The sequence below is a fragment of the Janthinobacterium sp. TND4EL3 genome (assembly GCF_900156175.1).
GTDB lineage: Bacteria > Pseudomonadota > Gammaproteobacteria > Burkholderiales > Burkholderiaceae_D > Janthinobacterium.
The window spans coordinates 49,592-71,539 of sequence record NZ_FTMV01000023.1 but is presented as its reverse complement, the minus strand read 5'-3'; the positions used below and the strand labels follow the sequence as shown (position 1 = coordinate 71,539).

Annotated in this window: 32 protein-coding genes; 4 read left to right on the top strand and 28 right to left on the bottom strand. The window is 55.7% G+C overall.

Annotated features, from left to right (window positions below):
* The 6 genes from BXA07_RS29855 to BXA07_RS26225 all read right to left on the bottom strand — a co-directional run bounded on the left by BXA07_RS29855 (position 1) and on the right by BXA07_RS26225 (position 5,551).
* Positions 1 to 1,704, bottom strand: coding sequence for a Mu transposase C-terminal domain-containing protein (locus BXA07_RS29855; RefSeq protein WP_083708559.1), 1,704 nt, complete (start codon positions 1,702 to 1,704; stop codon positions 1 to 3).
* Positions 1,701 to 2,330, bottom strand: coding sequence for a hypothetical protein (locus BXA07_RS26245; RefSeq protein WP_076572389.1), 630 nt, complete (start codon positions 2,328 to 2,330; stop codon positions 1,701 to 1,703). Before BXA07_RS26245 ends, BXA07_RS29855 begins: the two co-directional genes overlap by 4 nt.
* Positions 2,331 to 2,675: 345 nt before the next feature.
* Positions 2,676 to 2,978: a HigA family addiction module antitoxin gene (locus BXA07_RS26240; RefSeq protein WP_070223558.1), complete on the bottom strand. Its 303-nt coding sequence runs from the start codon at positions 2,976 to 2,978 to the stop codon at positions 2,676 to 2,678.
* A 49-nt stretch (positions 2,979 to 3,027) separates the two neighbouring features.
* Positions 3,028 to 3,297, bottom strand: coding sequence for a type II toxin-antitoxin system RelE/ParE family toxin (locus BXA07_RS26235; protein WP_070223560.1), 270 nt, complete (start codon positions 3,295 to 3,297; stop codon positions 3,028 to 3,030).
* Positions 3,298 to 3,416: 119 nt separating this feature from the next.
* Positions 3,417 to 4,664: a tyrosine-type recombinase/integrase gene (locus BXA07_RS26230; RefSeq protein ID WP_076572387.1), complete on the bottom strand. Its 1,248-nt coding sequence runs from the start codon at positions 4,662 to 4,664 to the stop codon at positions 3,417 to 3,419.
* Positions 4,661 to 5,551: a hypothetical protein gene (locus BXA07_RS26225; RefSeq protein ID WP_076572385.1), complete on the bottom strand. Its 891-nt coding sequence runs from the start codon at positions 5,549 to 5,551 to the stop codon at positions 4,661 to 4,663. Before BXA07_RS26225 ends, BXA07_RS26230 begins: the two co-directional genes overlap by 4 nt.
* 764 nt (positions 5,552 to 6,315) lie before the next feature.
* Between BXA07_RS26225 and BXA07_RS26220 the strand changes: the two genes are divergently transcribed.
* Complete coding sequence (locus BXA07_RS26220; protein ID WP_076572383.1) at positions 6,316 to 8,211, top strand: DUF4209 domain-containing protein; 1,896 nt, start codon at positions 6,316 to 6,318, stop codon at positions 8,209 to 8,211.
* Between the two features lie 235 nt (positions 8,212 to 8,446).
* Here BXA07_RS26220 and BXA07_RS26215 read toward each other — a convergent pair whose 3' ends face one another.
* Complete coding sequence (locus BXA07_RS26215) at positions 8,447 to 9,271, bottom strand: GIY-YIG nuclease family protein (RefSeq protein WP_076572381.1); 825 nt, start codon at positions 9,269 to 9,271, stop codon at positions 8,447 to 8,449.
* A 300-nt stretch (positions 9,272 to 9,571) separates the two neighbouring features.
* Between BXA07_RS26215 and BXA07_RS26210 the strand changes: the two genes are divergently transcribed.
* The 3 genes from BXA07_RS26210 to BXA07_RS30490 all read left to right on the top strand — a co-directional run bounded on the left by BXA07_RS26210 (position 9,572) and on the right by BXA07_RS30490 (position 11,977).
* The gene (locus BXA07_RS26210) at positions 9,572 to 9,757 is read left to right on the top strand and encodes a hypothetical protein (protein ID WP_076572379.1); all 186 of its coding nucleotides are present in this window, start codon (positions 9,572 to 9,574) and stop codon (positions 9,755 to 9,757) included.
* Between the two features lie 17 nt (positions 9,758 to 9,774).
* Positions 9,775 to 10,959: a helix-turn-helix transcriptional regulator gene (locus tag BXA07_RS26205; protein ID WP_076572377.1), complete on the top strand. Its 1,185-nt coding sequence runs from the start codon at positions 9,775 to 9,777 to the stop codon at positions 10,957 to 10,959.
* A gap of 400 nt (positions 10,960 to 11,359) precedes the next feature.
* Positions 11,360 to 11,977, top strand: a complete 618-nt coding sequence (locus BXA07_RS30490; protein WP_139335783.1) for a hypothetical protein — start codon at positions 11,360 to 11,362, stop codon at positions 11,975 to 11,977.
* A 204-nt stretch (positions 11,978 to 12,181) separates the two neighbouring features.
* On the opposite strand, the gene BXA07_RS26200 is transcribed toward BXA07_RS30490, so the two are convergent.
* The 21 genes from BXA07_RS26200 to BXA07_RS26110 all read right to left on the bottom strand — a co-directional run bounded on the left by BXA07_RS26200 (position 12,182) and on the right by BXA07_RS26110 (position 21,947).
* Positions 12,182 to 13,495, bottom strand: a complete 1,314-nt coding sequence (locus BXA07_RS26200) for a HEPN/Toprim-associated domain-containing protein (RefSeq protein ID WP_076572374.1) — start codon at positions 13,493 to 13,495, stop codon at positions 12,182 to 12,184.
* A complete protein-coding gene (locus BXA07_RS30485) occupies positions 13,377 to 13,682 on the bottom strand; it encodes a GNAT family N-acetyltransferase (protein WP_244556412.1) in 306 nt (101 codons plus the stop codon). The genes BXA07_RS26200 and BXA07_RS30485 overlap by 119 nt, the downstream gene beginning before the upstream one ends.
* Positions 13,683 to 14,237: 555 nt before the next feature.
* Positions 14,238 to 14,420 carry a hypothetical protein gene (locus tag BXA07_RS26190; RefSeq protein WP_070221289.1) on the bottom strand — a complete coding sequence of 61 codons (183 nt, stop codon included), beginning with the start codon at positions 14,418 to 14,420 and terminating at the stop codon, positions 14,238 to 14,240.
* Positions 14,421 to 14,510: 90 nt separating this feature from the next.
* On the bottom strand, positions 14,511 to 14,714 hold the full coding sequence (locus BXA07_RS30480; RefSeq protein WP_139335782.1) for a hypothetical protein: 204 nt from the start codon (positions 14,712 to 14,714) through the stop codon (positions 14,511 to 14,513).
* Between the two features lie 96 nt (positions 14,715 to 14,810).
* Complete coding sequence (locus BXA07_RS26185) at positions 14,811 to 15,116, bottom strand: hypothetical protein (protein ID WP_139335781.1); 306 nt, start codon at positions 15,114 to 15,116, stop codon at positions 14,811 to 14,813.
* A 105-nt stretch (positions 15,117 to 15,221) separates the two neighbouring features.
* A complete protein-coding gene (locus tag BXA07_RS26180) occupies positions 15,222 to 15,743 on the bottom strand; it encodes a hypothetical protein (protein ID WP_139335780.1) in 522 nt (173 codons plus the stop codon).
* A gap of 264 nt (positions 15,744 to 16,007) precedes the next feature.
* Positions 16,008 to 16,319 (bottom strand): hypothetical protein, encoded by a 312-nt coding sequence (locus BXA07_RS26175; protein WP_076572368.1) that lies wholly within the window; start codon positions 16,317 to 16,319, stop codon positions 16,008 to 16,010.
* A gap of 17 nt (positions 16,320 to 16,336) precedes the next feature.
* Positions 16,337 to 16,579 carry a hypothetical protein gene (locus BXA07_RS30475; RefSeq protein ID WP_139335779.1) on the bottom strand — a complete coding sequence of 81 codons (243 nt, stop codon included), beginning with the start codon at positions 16,577 to 16,579 and terminating at the stop codon, positions 16,337 to 16,339.
* 204 nt (positions 16,580 to 16,783) lie between these two features.
* Complete coding sequence (locus BXA07_RS26170; protein ID WP_076572416.1) at positions 16,784 to 17,155, bottom strand: helix-turn-helix domain-containing protein; 372 nt, start codon at positions 17,153 to 17,155, stop codon at positions 16,784 to 16,786.
* 12 nt (positions 17,156 to 17,167) lie between these two features.
* A complete protein-coding gene (locus BXA07_RS26165; RefSeq protein ID WP_076572366.1) occupies positions 17,168 to 17,467 on the bottom strand; it encodes a type II toxin-antitoxin system HigB family toxin in 300 nt (99 codons plus the stop codon).
* 613 nt (positions 17,468 to 18,080) lie between these two features.
* Positions 18,081 to 18,341 (bottom strand): hypothetical protein, encoded by a 261-nt coding sequence (locus BXA07_RS26160; RefSeq protein ID WP_076572364.1) that lies wholly within the window; start codon positions 18,339 to 18,341, stop codon positions 18,081 to 18,083.
* A gap of 27 nt (positions 18,342 to 18,368) precedes the next feature.
* Positions 18,369 to 18,992 carry a hypothetical protein gene (locus tag BXA07_RS26155; RefSeq protein WP_139335778.1) on the bottom strand — a complete coding sequence of 208 codons (624 nt, stop codon included), beginning with the start codon at positions 18,990 to 18,992 and terminating at the stop codon, positions 18,369 to 18,371.
* A gap of 21 nt (positions 18,993 to 19,013) precedes the next feature.
* Positions 19,014 to 19,241, bottom strand: coding sequence for a hypothetical protein (locus BXA07_RS26150; RefSeq protein ID WP_076572362.1), 228 nt, complete (start codon positions 19,239 to 19,241; stop codon positions 19,014 to 19,016).
* A gap of 9 nt (positions 19,242 to 19,250) precedes the next feature.
* Complete coding sequence (locus tag BXA07_RS26145) at positions 19,251 to 19,481, bottom strand: hypothetical protein (RefSeq protein WP_076572360.1); 231 nt, start codon at positions 19,479 to 19,481, stop codon at positions 19,251 to 19,253.
* Positions 19,482 to 19,496: 15 nt separating this feature from the next.
* Positions 19,497 to 19,808 carry a hypothetical protein gene (locus tag BXA07_RS26140; RefSeq protein WP_076572358.1) on the bottom strand — a complete coding sequence of 104 codons (312 nt, stop codon included), beginning with the start codon at positions 19,806 to 19,808 and terminating at the stop codon, positions 19,497 to 19,499.
* Positions 19,809 to 19,819: 11 nt separating this feature from the next.
* The gene (locus BXA07_RS26135; protein ID WP_139335777.1) at positions 19,820 to 20,134 is read right to left on the bottom strand and encodes a hypothetical protein; all 315 of its coding nucleotides are present in this window, start codon (positions 20,132 to 20,134) and stop codon (positions 19,820 to 19,822) included.
* A gap of 17 nt (positions 20,135 to 20,151) precedes the next feature.
* Positions 20,152 to 20,595 carry a bifunctional (p)ppGpp synthetase/guanosine-3',5'-bis(diphosphate) 3'-pyrophosphohydrolase gene (locus BXA07_RS26130; RefSeq protein ID WP_076572354.1) on the bottom strand — a complete coding sequence of 148 codons (444 nt, stop codon included), beginning with the start codon at positions 20,593 to 20,595 and terminating at the stop codon, positions 20,152 to 20,154.
* A gap of 178 nt (positions 20,596 to 20,773) precedes the next feature.
* Positions 20,774 to 20,953 carry a hypothetical protein gene (locus BXA07_RS26125; protein ID WP_076572352.1) on the bottom strand — a complete coding sequence of 60 codons (180 nt, stop codon included), beginning with the start codon at positions 20,951 to 20,953 and terminating at the stop codon, positions 20,774 to 20,776.
* Positions 20,954 to 20,964: 11 nt separating this feature from the next.
* Positions 20,965 to 21,426: a hypothetical protein gene (locus BXA07_RS26120; RefSeq protein WP_076572350.1), complete on the bottom strand. Its 462-nt coding sequence runs from the start codon at positions 21,424 to 21,426 to the stop codon at positions 20,965 to 20,967.
* Between the two features lie 17 nt (positions 21,427 to 21,443).
* Complete coding sequence (locus BXA07_RS26115) at positions 21,444 to 21,698, bottom strand: hypothetical protein (RefSeq protein WP_076572348.1); 255 nt, start codon at positions 21,696 to 21,698, stop codon at positions 21,444 to 21,446.
* 66 nt (positions 21,699 to 21,764) lie between these two features.
* Positions 21,765 to 21,947, bottom strand: coding sequence for a hypothetical protein (locus BXA07_RS26110; RefSeq protein WP_139335776.1), 183 nt, complete (start codon positions 21,945 to 21,947; stop codon positions 21,765 to 21,767).
* Position 21,948: the final 1 nt, after the last annotated feature.

Sequence of the window (21,948 nt, the reverse complement as noted above, 5' to 3'; positions counted from 1 at the left end):
TTATGCGCTGGCAGCACAGGTCCGTCCAGTTTGAGGCACCCCAGTTCCTTTCCTGGAAAATTCCGTCTTCGGATCAACAACGCGACACAACCCGCATAGCTCACGTCCGGCTGCGTCGAATACGCGCAATGCGCGCACGTCCTCGGTGTCAAAATAGAGCAGCACCGGCTTGCCAATCAGGTCCGCCCGCCCGGCCAGAGCATGGCTCGTGTAGCGCGCGCCGAAGAAATGAATATAGGGCCGCACACCCTTGACGATGCTGCCACGCACGTGTCCTTCGTGTTCGTGCTGGAGCAGACACAGGTTGCGGCGCATGGGCTCGGCCAGCCAGCGCAGCGCACTCTGTTTTTCGCGCAAATAATAGCCCAGCATTTCCAGAGGCGAACGGCCGCCCAGGCTAGTGTGCGAAGCGGCGTTGTAGTTGGCGATCGCCACCGCGGTCAGTTCCATCAATTCGTCGAGCCGGACCACGGCCGGCGCTGTGCCGGTCAGTTCCGCAAGGTGACGACGGGGATCGGCAGGGCCGGTGCCCGTGGTGCCGGGCAAGCGGTGCGCAAGGACTGATGCCAACATGCCGAAAAAACGTTCAATATGGGGGCGCTCGTTGGGGCGGTAAGCAGGACCGGCATGGACGCCACAGCCGACAATATCGGTCAGTACGCGCAAGGTGTCCTCGGCGAGATTGGCTTTCGCATTGTCGAAGCGGAACAAGTTCCAGAGCGCATAGCCAAGTTCCGGGAAGCGCTCGGAAGGCATGCCGGCGCCAGAGGCAAAGCGCAGGCCGGGAATAGTCAGGGCAGGAGGGCGCCACGGGACAAGAGCCCGCTCGACCGTCTTGAGTACGTCGAAGCGACTATATTCCGGTTCGAGCACGATGTGGTAACCCAAGATCGCCCGACTGCAAATGTCGATGATACTGAGCAGCCAGACGCGATCGATTTCGAACGATTCCTCGACGCCGGCGACGCGTTCAAAGACGATGCGCAGCCGCACGTCGACCCGGTGTCCGTCGAATTCAACGGCATCGAACGGGATGGTCGCGACCAATGGCAGGCCTTCGGCGTTCGGACGTACACCGCCGGAGCGTTTTTGCGCGAGCGCGGCGCGCGCTGCCAGTTCAAAAGAGCGCGTGGCGATGGACTTGACCGCCGCGGCCAAGCTGCGGATCCCTTGCTCGTGCTGAACCAGGGGATAGTCCCGTTGCGTCAGGCCCAGCTCAAGACAAAGCAGGCGAAAGCGCTTATGCAGTGCGCTCAGCCCGCTGACAACAAGGCCGTTTGGCCCGTCTCTTAAAACGACGTGGTGTGCTTGCAGCTCATGGACGATCAGGACTTCCAGCTCAGGGTGACGTTCCAGCAATTGCTGGAATGCGCCAGCCTTGCCAGCAGGACCGGATCGGACGCTCGTTGCCGAGCGCCGGTAGGACTTGACGTGTTCGTAGGGAACGAGTGCGCGCAAGCCCTGCAGACGTCCGTCGGCATGGGTCTGTAGGCAGCGTTCGTAGAGCCGGCGCACGGAGCTGAACGGCACGCCGGTGGCGGCCTCGATGGCACGCAGGGAGGCGCGCTGACAATACAGCCGAACCGCTTCTTCACGGGCGCGAAATATTTTTTGTTGATCTCCAGAGAGGGTTGGCCAAGCCACGGTCGGCCACAATGTCGGGTCGGCGCGATCCGTCACAGCGGCGCTGCGACGGCCAGTCATATCGATTCCTTCAGCAATTCGATCGCCGGCCCCAACGGCCGATCACGCAATGACTTCGCCTTGATGCGCCCTCTGTGCAGTAACAGGAATACCGCGGTGCGGACAAGCACGGTGTCATATGGCTGAAAGTCGCGTTCGAGTTGCCCCAGCGTTGGCGCGGTCGATGTCGCCCGCTCGACATCGAGCAACAACCTTTCGCTGACAAAGCGCTCATTCGACGCAAGGTAGGGCAGGATGCGCATCCAGTTCTCGATCCAGATGCTGTGGGCGGCAAGATTTTGGACATGCACATATCGCACACCGATATCGTCGTCGGGACTCAGGACCCCAGCCCGGGCCGGTTGTGGCGTGGGCGTAACGATCCAGCACATTTCGCGTCGCCCAGCCCTCACCCAAAAATCGAGCAGTTGCCGACTGTTGTCATGACGCCAGTACGCTGGGCGCTCGCAATAACGAAACACCCGGGGATTACTTTCGAGGAGCGCCCAAAGCCGAACATGGAACGGGTCGAAGAGCGTCACTCGGCGCTTGAGCTTGGGGGCGAAAAACTCAAAGCGCGACGCGCCTTTGGGCCGCTCGCTATCGATCGGATGAGTGAAGCGTGAGTGTGAATTGCCAGGCGCCATGCGGATCTCCGCTGGTTTTTATACAATTTAGCACTTTTGCCGCGCATTTCAAGGATGTCGCAACTTTACTTCGAACACATGCGAAGTAAAAGTGTACCCATCAAAAACGGGATTGGCGTAAATTCAGGGACTTACGGGCGCTGGGGTGTATGCACAATTACTTCGATTGACGCTAAGAGAAGAGCTAGAGACTGGTCTGGACAGCCGGCCGCCAGTCAAAATGAAGAGATATCGCAACAAAAATCAGAATTAAAATTCTTTAAAAACAAAAACTTAGGTCAAATTTTGGGGATTTTTACAAGAATCCGGGCCGACCCTCGTGAGGGCTGCTGGGCGATCCTTGAGCTATGCCAATGCAAGCGGCTTGATCGCTTTGGCGATGGCTTTGCCAGCGGATATCTCGGCCATACGCAGGTCATACGCACTTTGGAGATTCAACCATCCTTGAGCCTCACTGCCAAAATAGCGCTCCAAGCGAAGTGCCGTATCAGCGGAGACGCCGCGCTCACCTTTGGTGATCTCGCTGAGACGAGAGTACGGAACGTGCAGGGCCAGAGACACAGCGCGCACGCTGACGCCCATGGGCTTAATGTAGTCCTCGACCAAAATTTCGCCGGGGTGGATAGGACGCATACCATTTTTGAACATAATGCCCTCCGTGGCTGTTCAGGTTTTTCTATGCGGGGCTAGGCCCCGCTCAGTGTGGGTCTTCGATCAGCACTTCATAAGGGCCGCTATCACCCCACTTGAAGGTCAGACGCCACTGGTCGTTAATCCGCACATGCCAAGCGCCGTCGTACTCTTTCAGGTCGTTACCCGGCGGCGCCTTCATGAAATTCACCGAGGGAGCCGCGTCGAGCTGGGCCAGCTTGCGCTCGGCTACGTTCTTAATGTTGACGAATCGGCGACTCCTGCCTGTGGTGAACAGGGCTTGCGTGTCGGGACAAGCGAAGGATTGAATTGGCATACTTTCATATTATCCGTTATCCGGTTAACAGTCAACAAAACGCGAGAATTTTCCTCGTTACATTTAGTTGGACGGCTGAAGCATCTGGAGTGAAGCCTGCCAAAAAATTTATCTCCTGTTCACTTGATGCTATCCGCCGGGCCCGCGCGGGCCACGCGGCCTGGCGTTTCTCGTTCCCAACTCTCGATCAGATCGATCGCGTCCTGCTCCGTATAGCCCATCGTCGTGTCGACGCTGGCATGGCCCAGCGACGTGGCCACGCTACGCAGATCCTGACCCGACAAGAGCGAGGTCATCGCGAAGGTATGCCGCAGCCAGTGTGCCGATACCCGAGCCAAATGCGCTGCGCTTGCGCCATCACCGGCTTGCTCCAGCAGAAGGACTGCATCACGTATCCGACCTTTGATGATGCCGTGCAGTCCTTGCCGGCTCCCCACGTCGCGCCATTCACCAAACAGCCGCCGGTCCGACGCGCTCTTGATCCGGCTCCCGATCTCCCTTTTTTTGGTGCGCACTGACAGCACAAGCCCATACTGCTGGGGGTCCGGCCCAGGCATCGGGTCCAGTCCGAACGCGCGCCGGTAGGCAATAAAAGCTTCCAGGAACGCCACGCTCACCGGTACCGTGCGCTGTTTGCCGCCCTTGGCCGTCTCTGCCTTGACCGTCATGGCCCAGTAGGTGTTGCCGCTGTTGGGGTTGTACAGCAACCCGACGGCATCCATTTTCGCCCCGATGAGTTCCGACGCCCTCAGTCCCGACTCGCGCAGGCAAATGAAGATGAAGCAGTCGCGCAGGTAAATCTGATGGTCTTTCTGGGTCGGCCGCGGCGCCTCCGCCATCACCTGCAGCACCAGGTCAAACAAATCATCCCCCACGGCGCGTTTTTTGTCCAAGCGGCGCTGCTTCGGCGCTTGGACGAGCGCCATCGGATCGAGGCGCAGATAGCCGGTGCGATGCAGGGCGCTGAACATGGCCTTGGTAAAGCGCATGATGTCGGACTGGGTGCTGACGCCGGGCTGCTTCTGGAACGGTGAGTAGTCTGGCGCACCAGGTGCGATATTGATAGTACGCAAGGACGAAGCAGGCAGCTGTGCCAGGTAGTTGCGGAAGGTTTTGACATCTTGCAGGGTCCAGGTCGACGGCGGACGTCCCAGTTCGCGCTCGCAATACCAGCGCAGCTTGGCCAGATGGTAGCGGTAGGTTTTGAGCGTTTCATTGGAACCGCTTCTGCTGTTGTCGGCCACCGCGGCCAGCCACACATTGATCGCTTCCCAGTCGTCTGCGACCGGCCCCAGGCTGTGCACCGGCTGTGGGGCGGCAACCGTCATTTGGCCGGCGCCGTGGGAATAGGGGGTCAGTCCGGTCATCGCGCTGGACCTCCTTTACTGAACGCCATTTGCCGGTACATGTCCACTTGCTGCTCCTTGTCTTTGAGTTGTTGCTCCAGCTGCGCGCAGCGCTCTTTGGCCGCGCGCGTTTCTCCGCGCACGCCATCGATGGCCTGCATGGCAAACTGCCGGCTACCATGCAATTCTTCCGCCATCGCGCCCAGCGCCGCCGCCTGGTCCTTGACGTTCTGGTATAGCACCGCCAACTCGCGCGCGCGTTCCTCTGCCTGGGCGGCGGCAGCTTGCGCCTCAAGCGCCATGCGGGCGGCCTGCGCCCGGGTTTCATTTAAATCCTCTTCGGTGACGGCGAGACGCTCGCGCAGATAGTCGTTGTGGGCCTGCAAGCCAGCGGAGCGATCTTGGCCGGCGAACGCACGATCCTGTTGATCCAGTCGCGCTGCCAGGTGGTGCAGCAAGCCAATGATCTGCTGCAGTTCGAGTCCCGTTTCCCGCGCCGGCGCCGGTGCGGGGACCGATGGCGCTGCTGCGGCTGCCGGCAGTGGCGTTGCCGCAGCGATGCCGACCGACACCGCGCGGCTTTTCAGGTCATGCTCCAGCAAGTTTTTTTCGGTCTCGAGGGTGGTCGTCGATGGCGTGCGTTCGGGCGCGTACGCCTGCAGCAGCTTGCGATAGGTCCCGGCGCTGTAAATGCGCCCGGTCGCGTGATGCACCGCCCGTAAAAAATCGTGCACGAAGGGACGATGCTGGCGGGGGTTGTTGGCGTGACGGGTATGAATATCGCCCAGTTGCATCACCAGGCTGCGCGCCTCATCGTCAGTGAGTGCAAAACGCGGCCGGCCGGCGTTGCGCGGCAGCGATGCCGGTGCTGGCGGCGGTGGGAACAGCGGGTCTGGTGGTGGGTGCATGGTGAGCGCAATCGATCGGGTCTGCCGGCGCAGACATCACGGCGGCGTGGGTGAAAAAGAGCATAGCACGACCGACCAAACAGCGGTATTTAAACCGGTATTTTTCATGCATAAACGTACCTGCTATTTACCCTATCATACTTAGCCTATATTAAGTATTGTAAATTGTAAAAATCCTTTCTGAGATATATCCTGCCGAAAAAACGCAAACGCTCTGATGTAAATGTGGTCGAACAATAAAGTTTGACACTAAACAATAGAGTTTGACACCAAACCGCACCATGTTGGTGCGGTTTCCGGTTCGCGCCACGGCACAATGCGGGTTTGCTGGCCATTTGGTGTCAAACACAATTATTTTCACACTTGGTGTACAAGACGAAAACGACTGATTTCTGAGGGGTGTGTCAGACTGTATTATTGACCTGCCGGAGCAGAGTTCTCATAAGTCATTGATTCGTATATGCCGCCTGTGTCAGACTTTATTATTCGCCCACAGTTTTGCGACATCATCAAGTGATCTTCACGATATCGACTGAAAGGTGCCATTAGCTGTTACTCGACTCCTTCGCTCTATGAAGTTTCATGAAGATGTAGCCAAACCGAAAAGGCGCAAAATCCTGTCGCAGTCGAGCGACGTCAATGCAGTGCGAAACGTAAACGCCGTAGAGAGAACGATTGATACGAGCGGCACCCCTTATTTATTTTAATAATTAGTTTCAGCTGTTTCGCTTCCTCATACCCCTCAACTGATCCACGCCTTAACAATGACAAAGCAACCCGACTCACCCTCGTACCATGCGCTCACCGCCGATGCCCTGCGCGCTTGCGGCTATAACGATCTCCTACGAGATGTGTCTCCCACCAGCTATATCGACGTACACGCGGCGTTAACTGCGGCCCGCAAAGCCAACACTGAGACTGCGCACGGTACCGCCTTCGGTTTCCTCGATGACATCATGTCGATGATGCTCACACCAGAGACCCCAGCAGAGCCCTTTAAGCCGGAGATTGAATGGGGCGACCGGCGTACCGCCATTCCGGGCGACTTTCGCGACTATATGGAGCTTTTGGCTACCCTCAGCGACGGGGCCGAACATCGTCTGCTGCGTGCCAGATCGGCGGACCTGATCTGGATGCTCGACAGAAAACGCGGTGTGCGCTACGCCATCCAGGCCATAGACGCATACCGGCAGCTGCCAGCACAACCAGCCACCTGGATTGAAGGTGAACGCAGCAACTGGATGCGCGCCTTACAGTTGGCCGCCGGCCTAGGTAAAGCGGGCGCCGCACACATCGCGGAGATGGAAGCGGCGCTGTTGCACGCATTCGACGAGGCGCAGGACAATGGCGAGCATCGCAACGCGCCGCATTGGTTCTCGGATGCCCTGTACCGCAACAATCTGGCCAAGCCCCAGGCACGTCAGTTGGCAGACAAGCTGGCGACCATGGGGCGCAACAGGAGCGCCGCAGGGGACCTGCCAGGTGCCCGTGGCTCCTATGAACGCGCCGGGCGGTGGTACAACAAAGCAGCCGACAGCAACAACGCCGTGGAGATGACGGTGGCGATGGCAGAATCCTGGGCAGGCGAAGCCCAACAGCGGCTGCAAGGCCCTACCCCATCGAGCGCCGTCGCTGCAAGTGGTTATGAGAAGGCGATCCAGTTTCTGCGCTCGGTGCCAGCAAAGGCGCGAACAGCACGCAATATCGCTCACCGGATTGACGTTCTCAGGCAAGCGATGAATGCAGCCGGCGAGCAGGCCATCGGCGAGATGCACATCATCACCACCAAAGGACCGGATGTGCGAGCGCACGTCGCCGAGGTGCGGCAGGCTGTGAAAGGAAAAACAGCGGTCGATGCCCTCCTCCACCTCACCGCCATATATCACGGGCCTGCCATCGCGGAGCATCGCGCGAGCGCCGCACAGCGGGCGCAGGAATCCCCCATTTCGGCCCTCTTCAGCACCACGCTCATGTCGCCCGATGGAAGAGTCATCGCGGCACGTCCCGGTGCCAGCGTGGACGATACCGGCGACATGCAAGAGGCCGCGCTGTTGGCCAGTATGGTCGATTACTTCGCACAGACGACCATGCCAAGGGTGGCGTTTCTCGTCCTGCATGCCCTCGATGAGGTACGCTTTGAACATGCCCTCACTCTGGATGATTTTGTGGCCCTAGCCCGCAACTCGCCGCTGGTGCCACCCGAGCGTGCCTATCTGTTCGGCAAAGGACTCTATGCTGGGTACAGCCTGGACTTCACTACCGCGCTGCATATACTGGTGCCGCAGATTGAACACCTGGTGCGCTTTCATCTGCAAAATGCAGGGGAGCATACGGCGACGTTCATCGACGGCATCAGCGATGAGATGGGGCTATCGTCTTTGATAGGACGCGAGAAGATGGTGCCCGTATTTGGGGAGGACCATACCTTCGAAGTGCGCGCGCTTTTTTGTGATCGGCACGGGCCCAATTTGCGCAACTTGTTGGCGCATGGCCTGCTGTCCGACGGCGCTTGCCAATCGAACGCTTCGGTCTACGCCTGGTTTTTTGCCTTACGCACCGTCTTCGCAGGATTCTGGAACGGGCATCGCCCTGCGCTAGAGGAGAACAATCCAGAGCGAAATGGCCCCCCGAAAGATGATGTGGAGAAGACAGCACCATGAGCCAGAACACACATGTCGTCCTAACCCCCATCACCTATACCCGTACCGATTACACCGCGTAGCCTGCAAGGAAAGAACGCACCTTGGCCGCAACGAAGTCGGCGGGTGTGAGCGGCGCAGTTGCGAGTAGCGTTGTGGAATCGGGCATGGGGCGATTGCGCTAGGGGTTGCGAGCCGGGCCGGAGTTTCACGTGCGAAAGTCCGCCACCAGGGATACCTGCGCCGCAGCGGAACGCTACACTGCAGGGTAAAGCGCATTCAGCGTGGCCATCAAGGAAATTCCTGACCGGGATTTCCACGAGGATACAAGACGATCGAACAGTTTCCACAAAAATTCTGGACCGTCCAGCGTTAGGTCAACGGACTCGTGAAAGGTATGGATTTGTTTTTCGGGGTCGTGAGTAACGCCATTCAGGTTCGCCTGACTCACTTTTGCCTGTTTAAGCCCATAGATCCGGCTCCCAGCCACGATCGTCACCGCGGGGTTAGGAGAACCTTTAATAATCTTCAAATGGGATGTCACTTCTTTATGAAAAGTAAAGCTGAAAGTGCCATCCATGTTGGGTTCAAACACATCAATACCAGCCAGGTGCAGGACAGACTGGACCCCAGCAAGAAAGGTCTGAAGGCGTGCTAGGTCCTCCTGGCCCAAGTGCTCCTCCCGACCATCGTTCCCGTTGTCGAGATCGTAGCGGTTCGCCGGCTTCGCCCACTTGATGAACTGCCGTTCGATGTTCACGGTGTACGCAACATTCATCCAGTCGCCAGCCGAGCTGAACACCATGACGGCTGTCCAGAATTTCTTCTTGCCATCATGCTGTCCGAGTCTCTGTCCTATCGTGCCAGATTGCCCTACGTAGAGCTGATTTCCATGGGTTGCCCGGTCGAAATGATCCGCATAGAGCATATAGACACCTGCTGGCTGAGGCTGTGCGGCGGACGCGATCCACTTGCAACACGTTGCGTAGGACATCCGTAAGACCTGACCGTCCCAGCCGTCGGCGGTGATCTTAGTGACTCCGGGATAGTTAGTTTCTGCAATAGAGATAGCTTTTATCATGTTGTCCGAGATGAAAATGAGGCGTTTACACTATCATAAGCCGTTTCACAACGAATACGATCATGAATGCTTGAGTGAAAAAGGGTTGGTCACGGCAGGACAAGTTCATCGGATACCTTATTCTGTTCGAATCAAGGCATTTAGATGTTGTTGATGTTGGCCTCTCCCATGCGGGCTTGGTCGCGGCTTAACCTGGTTGGCACCTGAATCCATGTCCGAATATGTCCCATTTAAGGACGTGACTGGACAGCCGTGTGGCCTTATCGTTCGTCCGGTAATAATCAATTTATGGAGGAAACCATGACGAAACACACGAAGGCAGTCCAGGGCAAAGCCACGGCCGACAAGATCCTAATGACGCAGGACCGAGCCTCGGCTATCCAGAGCCAGACGATGAAGGTCAAGGGTACGGTGTCAAAGGACGATTTCGCGGGCCGTGCGGCACGCGCCTCGGCCCGCAACGGCAAGGCCGGCGGAGGACGATGAGCGCCAGGAACGAGACGATGCCGAAAGAAAATATCCAACTAAATCCCGCCAAGGTCTGCCTGCGCATCGCCGTGGCCGGCGGGCCGATCAAGGCTCACGCCGTGGGCATGAGCGAAAAGACCATCCACCGCATCAAGAAGGGAGCACCCACCAGCCTGGCCACGGCGCACCGGCTGGCGACGAACCTTGGCACGACCGTCGAGGATTTGCTACTTCCTCCCGGCCGCGACGAAGTGGAACGGCAGTTGCCGCGTAACTGGCTGTACGAAAGCGTTGCACCGTCCGGCGAGCTGCTCCGGCATTTCCCGGCGCAGCTCGCCATCGGCGGTGGCCACGAGGGCTACATCGTCGACGGGCCGCCATCTCGCTGGCAAGGCCCGCTCGATGCGCTGCTGAAGTGGCACACGCAAGGCGGCAGGAAGATCGTCCTGCGCCGTTCGGCACATGCTTACCTGGTGGAGCTGCACTATTTTGAATACACACCGGACCATTCGCAGGAACTCAATTACTTCGGGGCGAGCGCCTGCCGGTTCTTCGCGCTGGCGCGCACCGGTGACGAATTCAGGAAAGCGGCGTTGAACGAGTTCCATGCCGACTGGATCTGGAGCGACTTGCGGCGCCTGGCAATGGAGAGAGCTGATATCGTCGACGTGGAGGGGGGCGTTGCCCCCGCGCACCCGCGCGATTACGTGCCGGTCGCACGCTTCTATCGTGGCATGATCGCACGTCGCAAAATGGAAGGCATGCGCGTGTTCGACCAGTTGCATCGTGACTTCCGGCGGGCGCTGATCGAGTATCTGGACGGACTGGATCCGCGCCGCGTACACGTGTCTACGCAAGGCTTTGGCATCCAGATCAGGATCGCTGCCTTTCGGCCGGCTGTGTACGACCTGTATTGGCAGGAAGACGAACAGTGCATCGAGGTCGACCTGGCGTGGTGGATGCCAGACGGCCGCCTGGCGCCCGCACCGTGGCGCCATGAACACCGTGAACGCATCGTCGCCGCACTCGCCGAGCGCAACTGGGCGGCCGTCTATTCCCCTGGCCTGCCGCTAGCCCACCAAATGGACAGCCAGGACGGCGAGGAAGATCCGCCGCTGGCGCCTGACTTGCACGTCCCAGACCGCGTGGCTGAGGCCGTCAAGGCTCTGTACTGCCCAGTGCCCGAACAATGGGATGTATCGGTCGATATTTCCGCCTAATTCGTTCCTGCCACCCCAGCGCCCCACAATCCGGTCCGCGGCGATGCGCAATTGAGCGATGTCGGCTAGCTGAGAGGCGTGCGCCTTAATCGGCTCGGCTGAACGCTGCTACACAACGTAGAAGAGCACGTGCGTCACTGCACTGTCTAACGAGGTTCTTGATCAAAGAGCGCTGCGGGGCGAAAACGGCGCATCGACCAGGTATAAAAATTGCGCGCATAGTTTCAAATTTTATAGGCGCAAGCTATGAAATTCGGCACCCTAGGCAAGGGATTGTGTCAAAATCTATTGTTCGCAGGCAACTTGTTGCCCTCCTACATACCCAATAATAGCGACCACGTCGACGGCCATCAGGATAAATTCGTGAGGCTTTTTGTTTCGAAATCTAGCTGAAGAGAACATGAACAATTGGCTCAAAAAATTATATTTTTGCAAATTGAGAAATATCGGGGGTAAATACCACCTGTGGGTAGTCGCAGGTACGATGTTGATCGTAATGGGGCTGCTAGCGACCGTTGCAATTGGATGCGACAGCCCTCCCGAGCTCGTTTTTCTTCCAGTTGTTACGCTGACAATCTACGCTTACCTCCGCACCATGTGGTCGTATCAACAAACAAACATGATGCTCACTCCCAATGGTGATGGTCGGTGGAGCATACACATGGCTCCACTCGTATCTTTTATCCCATGCTTCTATGTACGGCAACCAAGTGGATTTATCCTGGATGGGACAATAGCCATCCTAAAAGCAGGAAAGTCCCATGGCTTAACAGGATCAGTGATACTGCAAAGTCATATACTCGGAAAAGAGCGTACGCGAACAAAATTAGCACAGCAACTCGCGTTGGAATTACCGTGGTGCAAAGTCACGACCTCAATGTCTACGACCAAACTGGGTAATTTTAATGCATGGACACTATCACGGACACGCAATGCACGGCTAAAACAAAGCGTCAGTGGAAAGAAAAGAAAATTTAGCAAAAACCATCCGGTTGGAATGATTACTATCGAAAACTGAAAAATGACATAGTTTTTCAGTGGCCCAAATGGTGTCCACATGAAGGCGTCATCAGGGCCATTCCTCCTTTGTTTCGTGCGGCACGCCGCTCGGAGTGCTCTTAGCCGCTCTCCCTGAGTGTCAGCAGGTGCCGGAGTACGGTACCCGCCGCACGGCACCGTATCTTTTAGTCGACTACCCATTCGACTGGGGAAGAGACGCACATTAATCGGAATATTGGGCTATTGGGAGCATCTGTCCAGCCATTTGGCTGCATTGGAGCTGGAGAGCATCCAGCAAGACATTCAGCTTGCTGACGTCGTATTCCTTTGATGCCATGGATTCGGCCGTCGCATTGTAAAACGCGGTCGCGTAGCTTTCCTTAAAATCAAGGGATCCTTGGTAGACGTCCAACTTCTCTTTGTAGTTCGTCCAAGTCACTTGCGGTGGCTTGCGGCCTTTCAAGCGCAGGTCCAGGTAGCACTCGATAGCCGCTGCCCGACCATTGATATCGGCGTTCAAAACACCGTCAGGTCCGCGTGCGGGAAAGTTGCGTAGCTCTTCAAGGTCGGGAAGCACCATTGCTCGCATGTTCATAGGGAACGCGAAGCGCTGAAGGCTGCGGTACGCATCCTGCCCCTCCGCATCATTATCGAAGAGAAATACGACCCGATTGTGGACGTCTATCTTGACAAGCCCTTCAGCGAATTTTGCCAGGTTGCCGGTGCCCGAGAATGGGTGCCTGTCTTCCACCTCAACAAATCGGAAGAAGTCCTGTATCTCTGGTCGAAGTAAGGCAATGGCGCGCCTCAGAATGTGTGTGTCTGACGTTCCTTCCGTGGCGATCAAGTACGTTTGAGTGCGACGTGCACCAGCAAAGAAGTCCCTGTTCTGTGCCCATCCGGCGTCAACGAAATTGCCATAGTCCCAGACAACCTCAAGGTCCAAGTTTCCAGGGTTCTCAGCAAGCAAACGAAGCACCGAATACGGACTAAGAAAACCGAGCAGATTGCCGAAGTGACTGCGCTCCGAGTACCCGCCCATATCCCGCTCAGTATTACCTACTGGCACTTGCTTGAGAGCGCGGTCGCTTGCCAAGCTCCCATGCTTTGCGGGTTGCTTGTCATAGTCCCCAGCGTATTTGTCGCTTAGATTGCTTACCGCGTATCTTCGGATGAAAGCAACAAACTGATCGAAGTCCATACGCGCGGGTCTGCCCATCACTTCCAACTCATCCAATCCCGTTCGTTGCTCCTGATCGTGGACAACAACGCGGTCATAGTCGGCCTGGGCAGTGATAAGCGTGTGCCCTAGCAATTCGAGTCGAGGAACCATTGATCGCAGGGACCGGCCAAAGCACATTTCGCTTTGAGCAACATCCAGGTTTGGATTTTGCTCGTAATATTCGTAGTTGATGGAGTTATGTCGGCGCCGTACTCGGTCCGCTTCTTGAAATAGCATACCGTGGTCGATGCCGATATACCCCGTGTTGTACGTTAGCGTGATGTCGCCGATCTGTAAGGTGATGGGGGTACTCATTGCACTCCAAAATATAAAACAGGGTCAGGTTGAAAAATTCGGGAAACTGGAGTTCCCAGTAGCCCACGTCGATCCATTGCTCGAACTTTCGGCCCACGCGCTTGAAATGCGCAACCTTCTCGAATCCAAGGCTTTCATGCAGCGCGACGCTGGCATGATTCGACTGGGCAATGCCGCCCAGGACCACCAGTATTTCCCTGCTGCGCAAGGCGTGGATCAAAACGGTATGCAGCTGTTTGCCTACCCGACAAGCAGAAAGGTATGCAACGGCTTCATGTCCTTGACCGGATAGGCCATGGCATGGGTGGAGCCATAGTCATCGAACACCTCGACGACTTAGCCAGCAGACACGCCGAGCTTATCGGCGTCCACAGGGTGGAATTCGATGTACGCCAACGGGTAACCAGGGTGCGCGACCTAAACAGGCGTTGGCCGAAGCTGGATACCGCAACGAAGCGCTATTCAACCAATTGAACGCTTGCGGGACCGAGTTGATAGTGGCGCTGGGGCGGGAGGGATAGATGGGTCGGCACCACAAAATCACACTAGGCGACCGCTGTCACGGAAACCCTCAGCTGCTTATTCAAGTTTTTATTAAAAGACCTGATCTCCCATTCAATTTTCTATTAATCTGTTCAAGTTTCTATTCCCACGTAACAATCGACTTTCCTGCTGCGCGTAGAGCAGCTGCTTGATTGTTCGATACAATAGATTCTACGGTTCGTGGCATGCTCTTTTCCGATCAGGCCAGGGCTTCGCTGCGGATCTGGTCAGCTACCGTCCGAGCCAGGCTGCGCAGAAACTTCGACGCTTCATCATCCCCACGCTTACCCGCCACCAGGTAGGCAGCGCCGTTTCGCTTCAAAAGGCCGTTGGTCGCGCGCTTGAACTTGCGGTAGGCACGGCTTGCGTTCGTTGCACTCATTTGGTTTGTCCTCGCTGGCCAGCACCGTGCTGGCCTTCTCATTGCGTCAGGCCCGTCAATGCGGGCCGTGTATGATTCTATGGCTGCTACTTAGAAACCGTGTTTTTCCAGCAGTGCTGTCGCACTGTCGAAGTCGCCAGTTACAGGCTGATAGGCGCCAATTCGGTCTTCCAGAGCACGTGCGAGCGACCAATCAGTACCTTTGTCGCCTCCATCCTCTAAAGCACGATGCAAACGCATCAAGCGATCTGCCAATTCATCCGCCAAGGCATTCGGGCTGACTTCTTGATTCATTTTCGATCTCCTATTCGATCAGGCACAGCGCCCGACCTTCTCAATGCGCCAGGCCCGTCAATGCGGGCCGTGCGTGCTGCTGTGCGTTTCCCTCGATCAGTCGTTGATGAGGCGCGCAACGTTAGCCTCTTCATCCGCTGCATCAGCAATAGCGAGTTCGACCATTCGCGCAAATTTTGTGTGAGTATCCACAGCATGCGCGTATTCGCCGCCGCGCTCGGCCGCCACGTCGGCCGCCGTCGCTGCTTCCTCTGTCGCACCCGCATGCAGGCTCACCGACATACCTTGCGGGAGGGATATAGGGCTGACCATGCAATGCACGCCGATGGCCCGGAGGCGAGTTGCCGTGTCGTTGAGGATGGCCATTGCTACTTCATTACCCAAGATATTCTTGCTATTCATGCTTTGTCTTTCAGGTTGAGCCAGCACCGTGCCGGCCCCTTTCAGTAGCAAAGCCCGCTCTATGGCGGGCCGTGCGTGCTGCTGACGTTTTCCTTGAGACTTCGATCAAATATTTATAGGTGCGAGCGATGACACTTTCGATTCGCGTAGCAAAACGTAATGAACGCCGTTATCGCACATCCCTGAGTGGCAATTTGCAGGCATATGACCATAGATCATCCAGACGCCAAGAGCACCTAACCGGAAGTTGCGTTGATTCAACGTCATGACGTCGCGAACAGAGTCGAGCGCATCCCACGCTTTGGTAGTCTGCGGTGGCATTTGCTTCCCGGCTTCCCGTAACAGAAATTGAATCCGTAACCTGGCCTCATAACTCTGATCGGCAATCGTCGTTTCAAGGTTGATGGTGTAGCGTGGGTCCGCATCGACTTCAACCCTATAGATTGCACCGCCTGGCCTGTAGTAACAGCGAGCAACTTCATGTTCCTGTGTCAGATAAATGCCGCGCCCAAAGATAGGATTGGACGCGCAGCGCCGGTATTCAAATTGCGTAAACAGTTCGCTGCTGCCGTGATAGAACTGTCGAGGGAAATCACAGATGCTGTGCATGCTATTGGTCGGAGTCACGCTATCGTTTTCCTTTAACGGTTTCGGCTACAAACCTGACCGCGCAACACCGTGCCGGTCAAGGCCACAAGCCCCAAGAGCACACCTGTCACGATCCATTTACTCTGCGAGACCGCCAACAATGCCCCAATTATCTGCACGCAAAGCAGTATTCCCAATAGCACCATATTGAATCCCCTTGTGGGTAGGCGCTGCTCTTTTCTTGAATCGTGCAAGCTCTTCACGGCGTCTTTTCCTCGATCAGCTTGATTGCTCTGTTGGGTCTTAACCACCCCAGTTAAAGCCAGAAAGTGCGCTACTCGCAACGCTAATGGCAAACGGCTGATCGTTCGGAACTACTGGGTTCTTACAAAGTTTAAGCTTGATGTCATCACCATCGCGAAGGAGAGCGATTTTTTCTGCGATATCCCAACTAGCCGTCTTGAACCTGTGCACCGTAGCACCCTCTTTTAGGACAAGAACGAAGTGCAGCATGTCATAACTAACATTTGCAGCGCCGATCCTCTCCACGGTGCCGGTCAAAACTATAGTGTCGTCCGGCACAGCAACCTGCTTCTTTACAAATAATCCAAACATTCGATTTCCTCGATCTGTTAGTGCTCTTGGGCAGACTCTAATTTCGATTTCAACGCAGTGCTGACATCTATCGAAAACTGTTCCCCGCTCAATGCTTTGGCAGCATTGACGGTTTGTATTACGCAGGCCGCCGATGTCGGAGCACCGCTAATCAATCCACCAGATTTCATACATTGGTCGTATGTTTGCAAGGCCATCTTACCGGCTGGGGTAGCCATTAAATGGGCATCGAAATCGGTCTGTTTTTTATGTTCACGCATTGCAGGCGCCATGTAAAAAAATACATTGAAAATGCCAGTACTCCCCCCCTCCCCAACATCAGGAAAATAACCTTCGGTACGCCGTAGATATATTTCGATTCTATACTTTTTTCTCGCTGGTCAGCACCATGCCGACCTTCTCATTGCGCCATTCCGGGCCCATCATGTGGGCCGTGGGGTGCTGCTGTGCGTTTTCCGGTCCGATTACGCAGCCGCAGCCTCAGGTTGTTTGATCAGGCATTCCGCAGGGATCCCAAGTCCTTCATGCAAGCGCCAGATCATCGCAAGCGTTAGCGGACGAGTACCGCTCAAAATCTCGTACACGCGATTCAAACGGCCGATCATCGGCTGCAGGTCTTTTGGCGTCAGACCTTTCTGCTCCATCCTGAACTTGATTGCATCAATCGGGTTGGGCTGCTCCATGGGGAAGTGCTTCGCCTCATAAGCTTCCACGAGCGTGGCCAGGACGTCCAGGCGATCCCCTTCAGGTGTACCTAGTTCGGCGGACATCAGCCCGTCTATCTCTTGCAGCGCTGCAGCGTGGTCTGCGGCGGTCTTGATTGGTTTAATTTCCATTTGCGACCTCATTTAGACTGTCTGTGCATCAATCGCGTCATACTGCTTGTGTGTGCCGATGAACTTGATAAACACGATACCGTGCGGGTAATTAATCGACGTGATGAGTCGATACTTATTTCCTGCAATATTGAATACGACCCGTCCATTCTTCAGAATGCTAGCGGTTCCGAAGTCCGCCTTTACATCTGCCGGTGACGACCAACTCGCTTTTAAGACAAACCCGTACCAAGTTGTCAGGGGAATCTTAGCGTCCGCATAAGTCGGCTGCTCATAGAATGATTTAATAGTCGGGAGGGAGAGTATTCGCATGAATTACATCATAGTCCCAAAATGGGACTAACGCAAGAAAATCTTGCATCTGCCGCCACAGCTATGCACGGCGGCGAGCGGCTACACGCTCGGTTGGAAAGCGCTTCGCGCTTCCCAATGCCTGCCCGCGCTTGGCCGCGACTAGCGCGGCCGTAGGTGCTACTGGGCGTTTTCCTACTTGGCGTGACGTTGGTACTGAAACGCAATGGCGAACACGACTGCGACAACACCAATCAACGTAAAAGGTATTTCAAAGTACGGTGAACCAGAAGCCACCCACGCAAGTGCTCCGGCAACACAAGCCACTGCTGTCCAACGGCGTACAAACTTCACACCATGCTCCCGGAACCAAGCACGATTTTCAGATCGTGCGAGATTGTCTGCATGCCTTGTCCACACGTCTACTACCGAGCGGTGATTGTCTTTCAGGTGCGCAGACCATACCCTTTAGCTAGCAAATCTGCCTTCATCGCATCCTGGGATGCAACCGATACCTTCATCGGTGGATGAAGGGCCAAAAGTAGCTTTTCAAAACATTGAACATGCAAAATTATTTCCATCCAGCTACCGGCCGGTACGGTGGCGCCAGGTGGCGCCGGTCTTTTCCGGGTTACTAAACGTGCGTTGGAGGTGGTCCAAATTTGGCCAACAGTTCGGCCTTGCGATCTGCTGGAGCAAAGATATGCGTCGGCTCCTGCAACTCGCTATGGCATTTTTGGCAGTAACCCAGCGCCTTGCCGCTACCTGACGACGTGGACCAGGCGTAATAGAACGTCTTGTAGCTCGGATTGTCATCTGTTATCAACTCGCCGTTGCCACACTCGCAGTGCAGGCCGGCGACATCGCGGTATAAGATCAATGCGTTCTTGCTCATAATTTTCCTTCATAAAATCTCTGAAACTCAGGGCCTATTAGCGGAAATTCTCGCTTGATAGGCCTGTCGCTCAGCAGTTACCTTGTCTCTTTGCTCGCGCAATTGAAAATCGCGGTTCGAACCATCTTGCTCTTGAGACAGAGGTGGCAACGATGCGTGCTCACGGAGCCTCTGCGCTAACTCTGAGATGGTAAGGCCCAGTACGGCATATCCGTACCGGCGCGCCCAAAAGAATTCTGTATATTCTGGTGGATCATCCATCCACTCTTGCGCGACCTCGCGGTTCAACTGCTCGATGCGGTAAGCCAGACCTAAAATGTCGTACATCAAATTCTGCGGAAGAGCCTTCCAGTTCACATCGATTTCGAGCGGATCAAAATTAGGGGTACTAACCGTTGAAGCATGACAACCACCGCTCCCGGCTGGCCGCCCTTCCTGCGTCCCGTCATCATATGCGACATGAAGGCAAGCAGTTGCCAGGCGATCTAAATGAGCAACTACCAGAATAGCCAAGTAGCTTGCCTCTTTCAGATTCCGCTCCATTTCCCGTTTTGCCTCACGTTGCCAAGTCAGCCTTCCACCCAGCCAAACGCCCACAAGTCCAGCACTTGCAGATATCGCGCTCTGTATGACACCCCACTCGATCGACATATGTTTTTCGTTTTCGTTAGTTTAGTCGGGCATGCCACGCATGCGATCCTCGATCTCCCGTCGTTCGGCGATTTTTTTTAAGTGCGGTACAACTTGAAGGTCGTAGACGGCTTTTTGTGCAGGGCTGAGAGAATCGTAACCTTGATCGAAGCACTGTTTCGCCACGCCGCAAGCTGCAGATTTTTCATCGATCATCCCTTCGTCAACTGCATCTTGCAGCAGTTCGTGAGATTCGTAGTCGTAGTCCATATTTTCCGATCAGGTTGTAGGCTGGGAGTCAGACCGCCACACCTGGAGCATGTGCGCCATCCATTCAGGGCCTACACGGTCGACCGCGTAGGGAATCGAATCGCTTGGCGCCAGCTCGCGCATGCGGCCGGATGCAAGAGCGACATACAGCAGCTCCCCTTTTGACAGCACGCCTGTGCGCTCGTAGTTGCCGGCCCAGGCCTCTCGGGCGATTTCTTCAAGACTTTCTAGATTCGACATGATTTTAATTTCCTCTTACTGTTCGCGCACGAACTTTAACGTCCGGCGCAGGTATTCAAAGCCTTTAATCGTCACAGGCACTTCATGGAGGATGTCGCCGTTATCAGCCAGCACATCGACCCACTGGTCAGCATCCTTGTGAGCGATCATGCCGAAAGCTTCCAATCGGCGCAGAACCAACGCGCAGCCCTGCAAAGGATTGCCCGGAAAGGTGGTGCCGGTGAAGTGACGAAGGTCTTCGTTCACGATGCGGGCCGGGCGCAAGGCGTGCGAACGAAACTGCATCGGCTCATCACCGTCCCGTGTCTTCAAAATAACCATGTTCATAATTTCGCCTCTTACCGCAGGAGTGTGCCGAGAGATTCGGCATGTTCCATCCATTTCAAAATTTTGGCCTTCTTCGCGTCGATGGCAGTGCGGTCGAACAGGCCGGGAAGTTCGACACCGCATTCCTGCAACCCCTCAAGCGCTCCCACCAGATCGTTGAATTCACGGACCAGATCGTTGCGGTTCGTTCGTTCGGTATCTGGATAGCCGTCATGCAGCCCGAAGCGCAGCGCCTTGTTTGCGGCCTGTGCGAGACGCAGAGAGATCTGCGCGACTTCTGAGCATTCTTCGGCAACGCAGGTAAGCATGTGTTCGGAATGATTCACGGCGTTTTCCTTGGCAGCTACGCTGCGTTCAACTGGGCCATTGCGCGCTGATATTTTACGGTCCTGGCCAGGTCGGCAGCCGTGGGAGCCGCAATGCGGGTCAAGTCTGCATTATCCTGCAGGTCTGCGTACTTGACTCGCCGGCCGATCGCATTTGTCGCCGTACGTGCGACAAATGCTTCGTATGTTTCACCTTCCTTGCGCGTCACCGAATCCAACGCGTCAAGAATGTAGGCGGGGAAACCTTCGGCTGCGAGTTGGTCGAGCGTTACATCGGAATCTTCTATCACGTCATGCAAGATGGCGACAATTCGCTCGGCATCGTTGCTCACGGCCGCCATGACGCGCTTCGGGTGCTCGATGTATGGGCGACCGGCTTTGTCTACCTGACCGGCATGCTTCTGTTCAGCGATCGCAATCGCGCGCTGGAGAAGATCCTGAAGTGACTTACTTGGGTTCATTTAATTTCCATTCAGCGGATTTTTTCAGTTCCCGGTGCGCTTCGTCCGGACTACGGTTGCTTGGATCCAAAATCTTTTCCGTGGTCAGGTAGGCTTCAGTTCCCTGGTCCAATCTTGGACTTGCTTGTTCAAGATTGCTTGTTGTTCAGTTGCGCTAAATGCCATGATCAATTCCTTGTTAGTTGAGTTGCGTCACTAGGGCGCGAGCCGGAACGTCCATGCGCTTACCTGCGCTGGCGCCATCCGTGCGCTCTACTTCCCACATTGCCTGGCCACGATATGGCGTTGTCGGTGCAATGGCGCGAACCTCGTTGCCTGATTTCGTGAAAAAGTAGGTTTTACCTGCCTCGATAGTCATGATGCGTTTTCCTATTGCGGTCTAGAACTCTGCTCCAACCATGCTTCGATAGCTAAGTCGGACAAATTTGTGGAACGAAGAGCCTTCCACTTCTCGCACGCCGCGACCCATTGCCTCCCCTCAAAGTCCTTCCGTGCCGCCTGCTGCGCAAAGACGTCCTTGCCGGTCTTTTTCGACAAGTGGTTGAGCTCACTGGCGACCTGAAGCCAGCCTTGCAGATTGTCGCGGCGGCGAATGATCCAAAATTCGGTAACTGCGATCAAGCTCACCGTCATACCCACGTTACGGAAAGCCGTATCGGCAACGACACTTTCAATCCAGCTAACGAAGTCAGTCACAAGCTGCTCACAACTCAACTCGAACGAGAGCGCGCTACCCGGCATATTCACGCCAACGAGGGCGGCCACGTCGGTACGTTGATCGACGGCTAATCTGCGGAACCAATTTAAGTAGTGCTGTGTGGGAGAATTCATACTCACTATATTCCTTCCTACTTTTTCCCGGCACTCATAGCGCGCAATCCCGAAATGCTTTCAGGCTCGATCAACGCATAGAGCCTATCCATATCGCGCCTCGCTGCTGCTTTGTCGACCATACCCGCCAGCTCTAGCCAGAGCTGCCAAATACCGTGGCCCATATCCAAGCGCTGACGGAATTCAATTTTTTCAACCATCGTCGAAGCTTGATCTGCGCACTCGCGTAACTTGCGTTCGGCGGTGCTTGTAAGGGTCGAGTAATCCAACATTAAATATTCGCTTTCTATTTTTTCCGGCGCCGGCCGGTACGGGGCGCCCTGGGCGCCGGGATTTTCCTATCCCGCCGTGAGTGCAGCTTGGAGCAGCTTGTGCATGTCGGATTCAACGATGCTCAACTTCAACCGGCGAGCTTTAGCCAACGCTGCATTGACCATCGCCGGCGTGGCGCTGTATTGCACTTCAGTTTTCCCGCCTTCGCCAACTTCCAACTGCACCATTCCTAAATCGATCTTCATCATT

Coding starts and splice junctions, on each gene's coding strand:
- BXA07_RS30490 (WP_139335783.1), top strand. CDS start 11,360: ATGAACAATTGGCTCAAAAAATTATATTTTTGCAAATTGAGAAATATC.
- BXA07_RS26120 (WP_076572350.1), bottom strand. CDS start 21,426: ATGAATTCTCCCACACAGCACTACTTAAATTGGTTCCGCAGATTAGCC.
- BXA07_RS26110 (WP_139335776.1), bottom strand. CDS start 21,947: ATGATGAAGATCGATTTAGGAATGGTGCAGTTGGAAGTTGGCGAAGGC.
- BXA07_RS26165 (WP_076572366.1), bottom strand. CDS start 17,467: ATGCGAATACTCTCCCTCCCGACTATTAAATCATTCTATGAGCAGCCG.
- BXA07_RS26125 (WP_076572352.1), bottom strand. CDS start 20,953: ATGACTATCGAGGCAGGTAAAACCTACTTTTTCACGAAATCAGGCAAC.
- BXA07_RS29855 (WP_083708559.1), bottom strand. CDS start 1,704: ATGACTGGCCGTCGCAGCGCCGCTGTGACGGATCGCGCCGACCCGACA.
- BXA07_RS26140 (WP_076572358.1), bottom strand. CDS start 19,808: ATGAACATGGTTATTTTGAAGACACGGGACGGTGATGAGCCGATGCAG.
- BXA07_RS26185 (WP_139335781.1), bottom strand. CDS start 15,116: ATGAATAGCAAGAATATCTTGGGTAATGAAGTAGCAATGGCCATCCTC.
- BXA07_RS26160 (WP_076572364.1), bottom strand. CDS start 18,341: ATGAGCAAGAACGCATTGATCTTATACCGCGATGTCGCCGGCCTGCAC.
- BXA07_RS30480 (WP_139335782.1), bottom strand. CDS start 14,714: ATGAATCAAGAAGTCAGCCCGAATGCCTTGGCGGATGAATTGGCAGAT.
- BXA07_RS26210 (WP_076572379.1), top strand. CDS start 9,572: ATGACGAAACACACGAAGGCAGTCCAGGGCAAAGCCACGGCCGACAAG.
- BXA07_RS26235 (WP_070223560.1), bottom strand. CDS start 3,297: ATGCCAATTCAATCCTTCGCTTGTCCCGACACGCAAGCCCTGTTCACC.
- BXA07_RS26215 (WP_076572381.1), bottom strand. CDS start 9,271: ATGATAAAAGCTATCTCTATTGCAGAAACTAACTATCCCGGAGTCACT.
- BXA07_RS26225 (WP_076572385.1), bottom strand. CDS start 5,551: ATGCACCCACCACCAGACCCGCTGTTCCCACCGCCGCCAGCACCGGCA.
- BXA07_RS26230 (WP_076572387.1), bottom strand. CDS start 4,664: ATGACCGGACTGACCCCCTATTCCCACGGCGCCGGCCAAATGACGGTT.
- BXA07_RS26175 (WP_076572368.1), bottom strand. CDS start 16,319: ATGTTTGGATTATTTGTAAAGAAGCAGGTTGCTGTGCCGGACGACACT.
- BXA07_RS26190 (WP_070221289.1), bottom strand. CDS start 14,420: ATGAGTGCAACGAACGCAAGCCGTGCCTACCGCAAGTTCAAGCGCGCG.
- BXA07_RS30475 (WP_139335779.1), bottom strand. CDS start 16,579: ATGCGTGAACATAAAAAACAGACCGATTTCGATGCCCATTTAATGGCT.
- BXA07_RS26150 (WP_076572362.1), bottom strand. CDS start 19,241: ATGGACTACGACTACGAATCTCACGAACTGCTGCAAGATGCAGTTGAC.
- BXA07_RS26200 (WP_076572374.1), bottom strand. CDS start 13,495: ATGAGTACCCCCATCACCTTACAGATCGGCGACATCACGCTAACGTAC.
- BXA07_RS26220 (WP_076572383.1), top strand. CDS start 6,316: ATGACAAAGCAACCCGACTCACCCTCGTACCATGCGCTCACCGCCGAT.
- BXA07_RS26240 (WP_070223558.1), bottom strand. CDS start 2,978: ATGTTCAAAAATGGTATGCGTCCTATCCACCCCGGCGAAATTTTGGTC.
- BXA07_RS26115 (WP_076572348.1), bottom strand. CDS start 21,698: ATGTTGGATTACTCGACCCTTACAAGCACCGCCGAACGCAAGTTACGC.
- BXA07_RS26245 (WP_076572389.1), bottom strand. CDS start 2,330: ATGGCGCCTGGCAATTCACACTCACGCTTCACTCATCCGATCGATAGC.
- BXA07_RS26145 (WP_076572360.1), bottom strand. CDS start 19,481: ATGTCGAATCTAGAAAGTCTTGAAGAAATCGCCCGAGAGGCCTGGGCC.
- BXA07_RS26155 (WP_139335778.1), bottom strand. CDS start 18,992: ATGTCGATCGAGTGGGGTGTCATACAGAGCGCGATATCTGCAAGTGCT.
- BXA07_RS26205 (WP_076572377.1), top strand. CDS start 9,775: ATGCCGAAAGAAAATATCCAACTAAATCCCGCCAAGGTCTGCCTGCGC.
- BXA07_RS26170 (WP_076572416.1), bottom strand. CDS start 17,155: ATGGAAATTAAACCAATCAAGACCGCCGCAGACCACGCTGCAGCGCTG.
- BXA07_RS26130 (WP_076572354.1), bottom strand. CDS start 20,595: ATGAACCCAAGTAAGTCACTTCAGGATCTTCTCCAGCGCGCGATTGCG.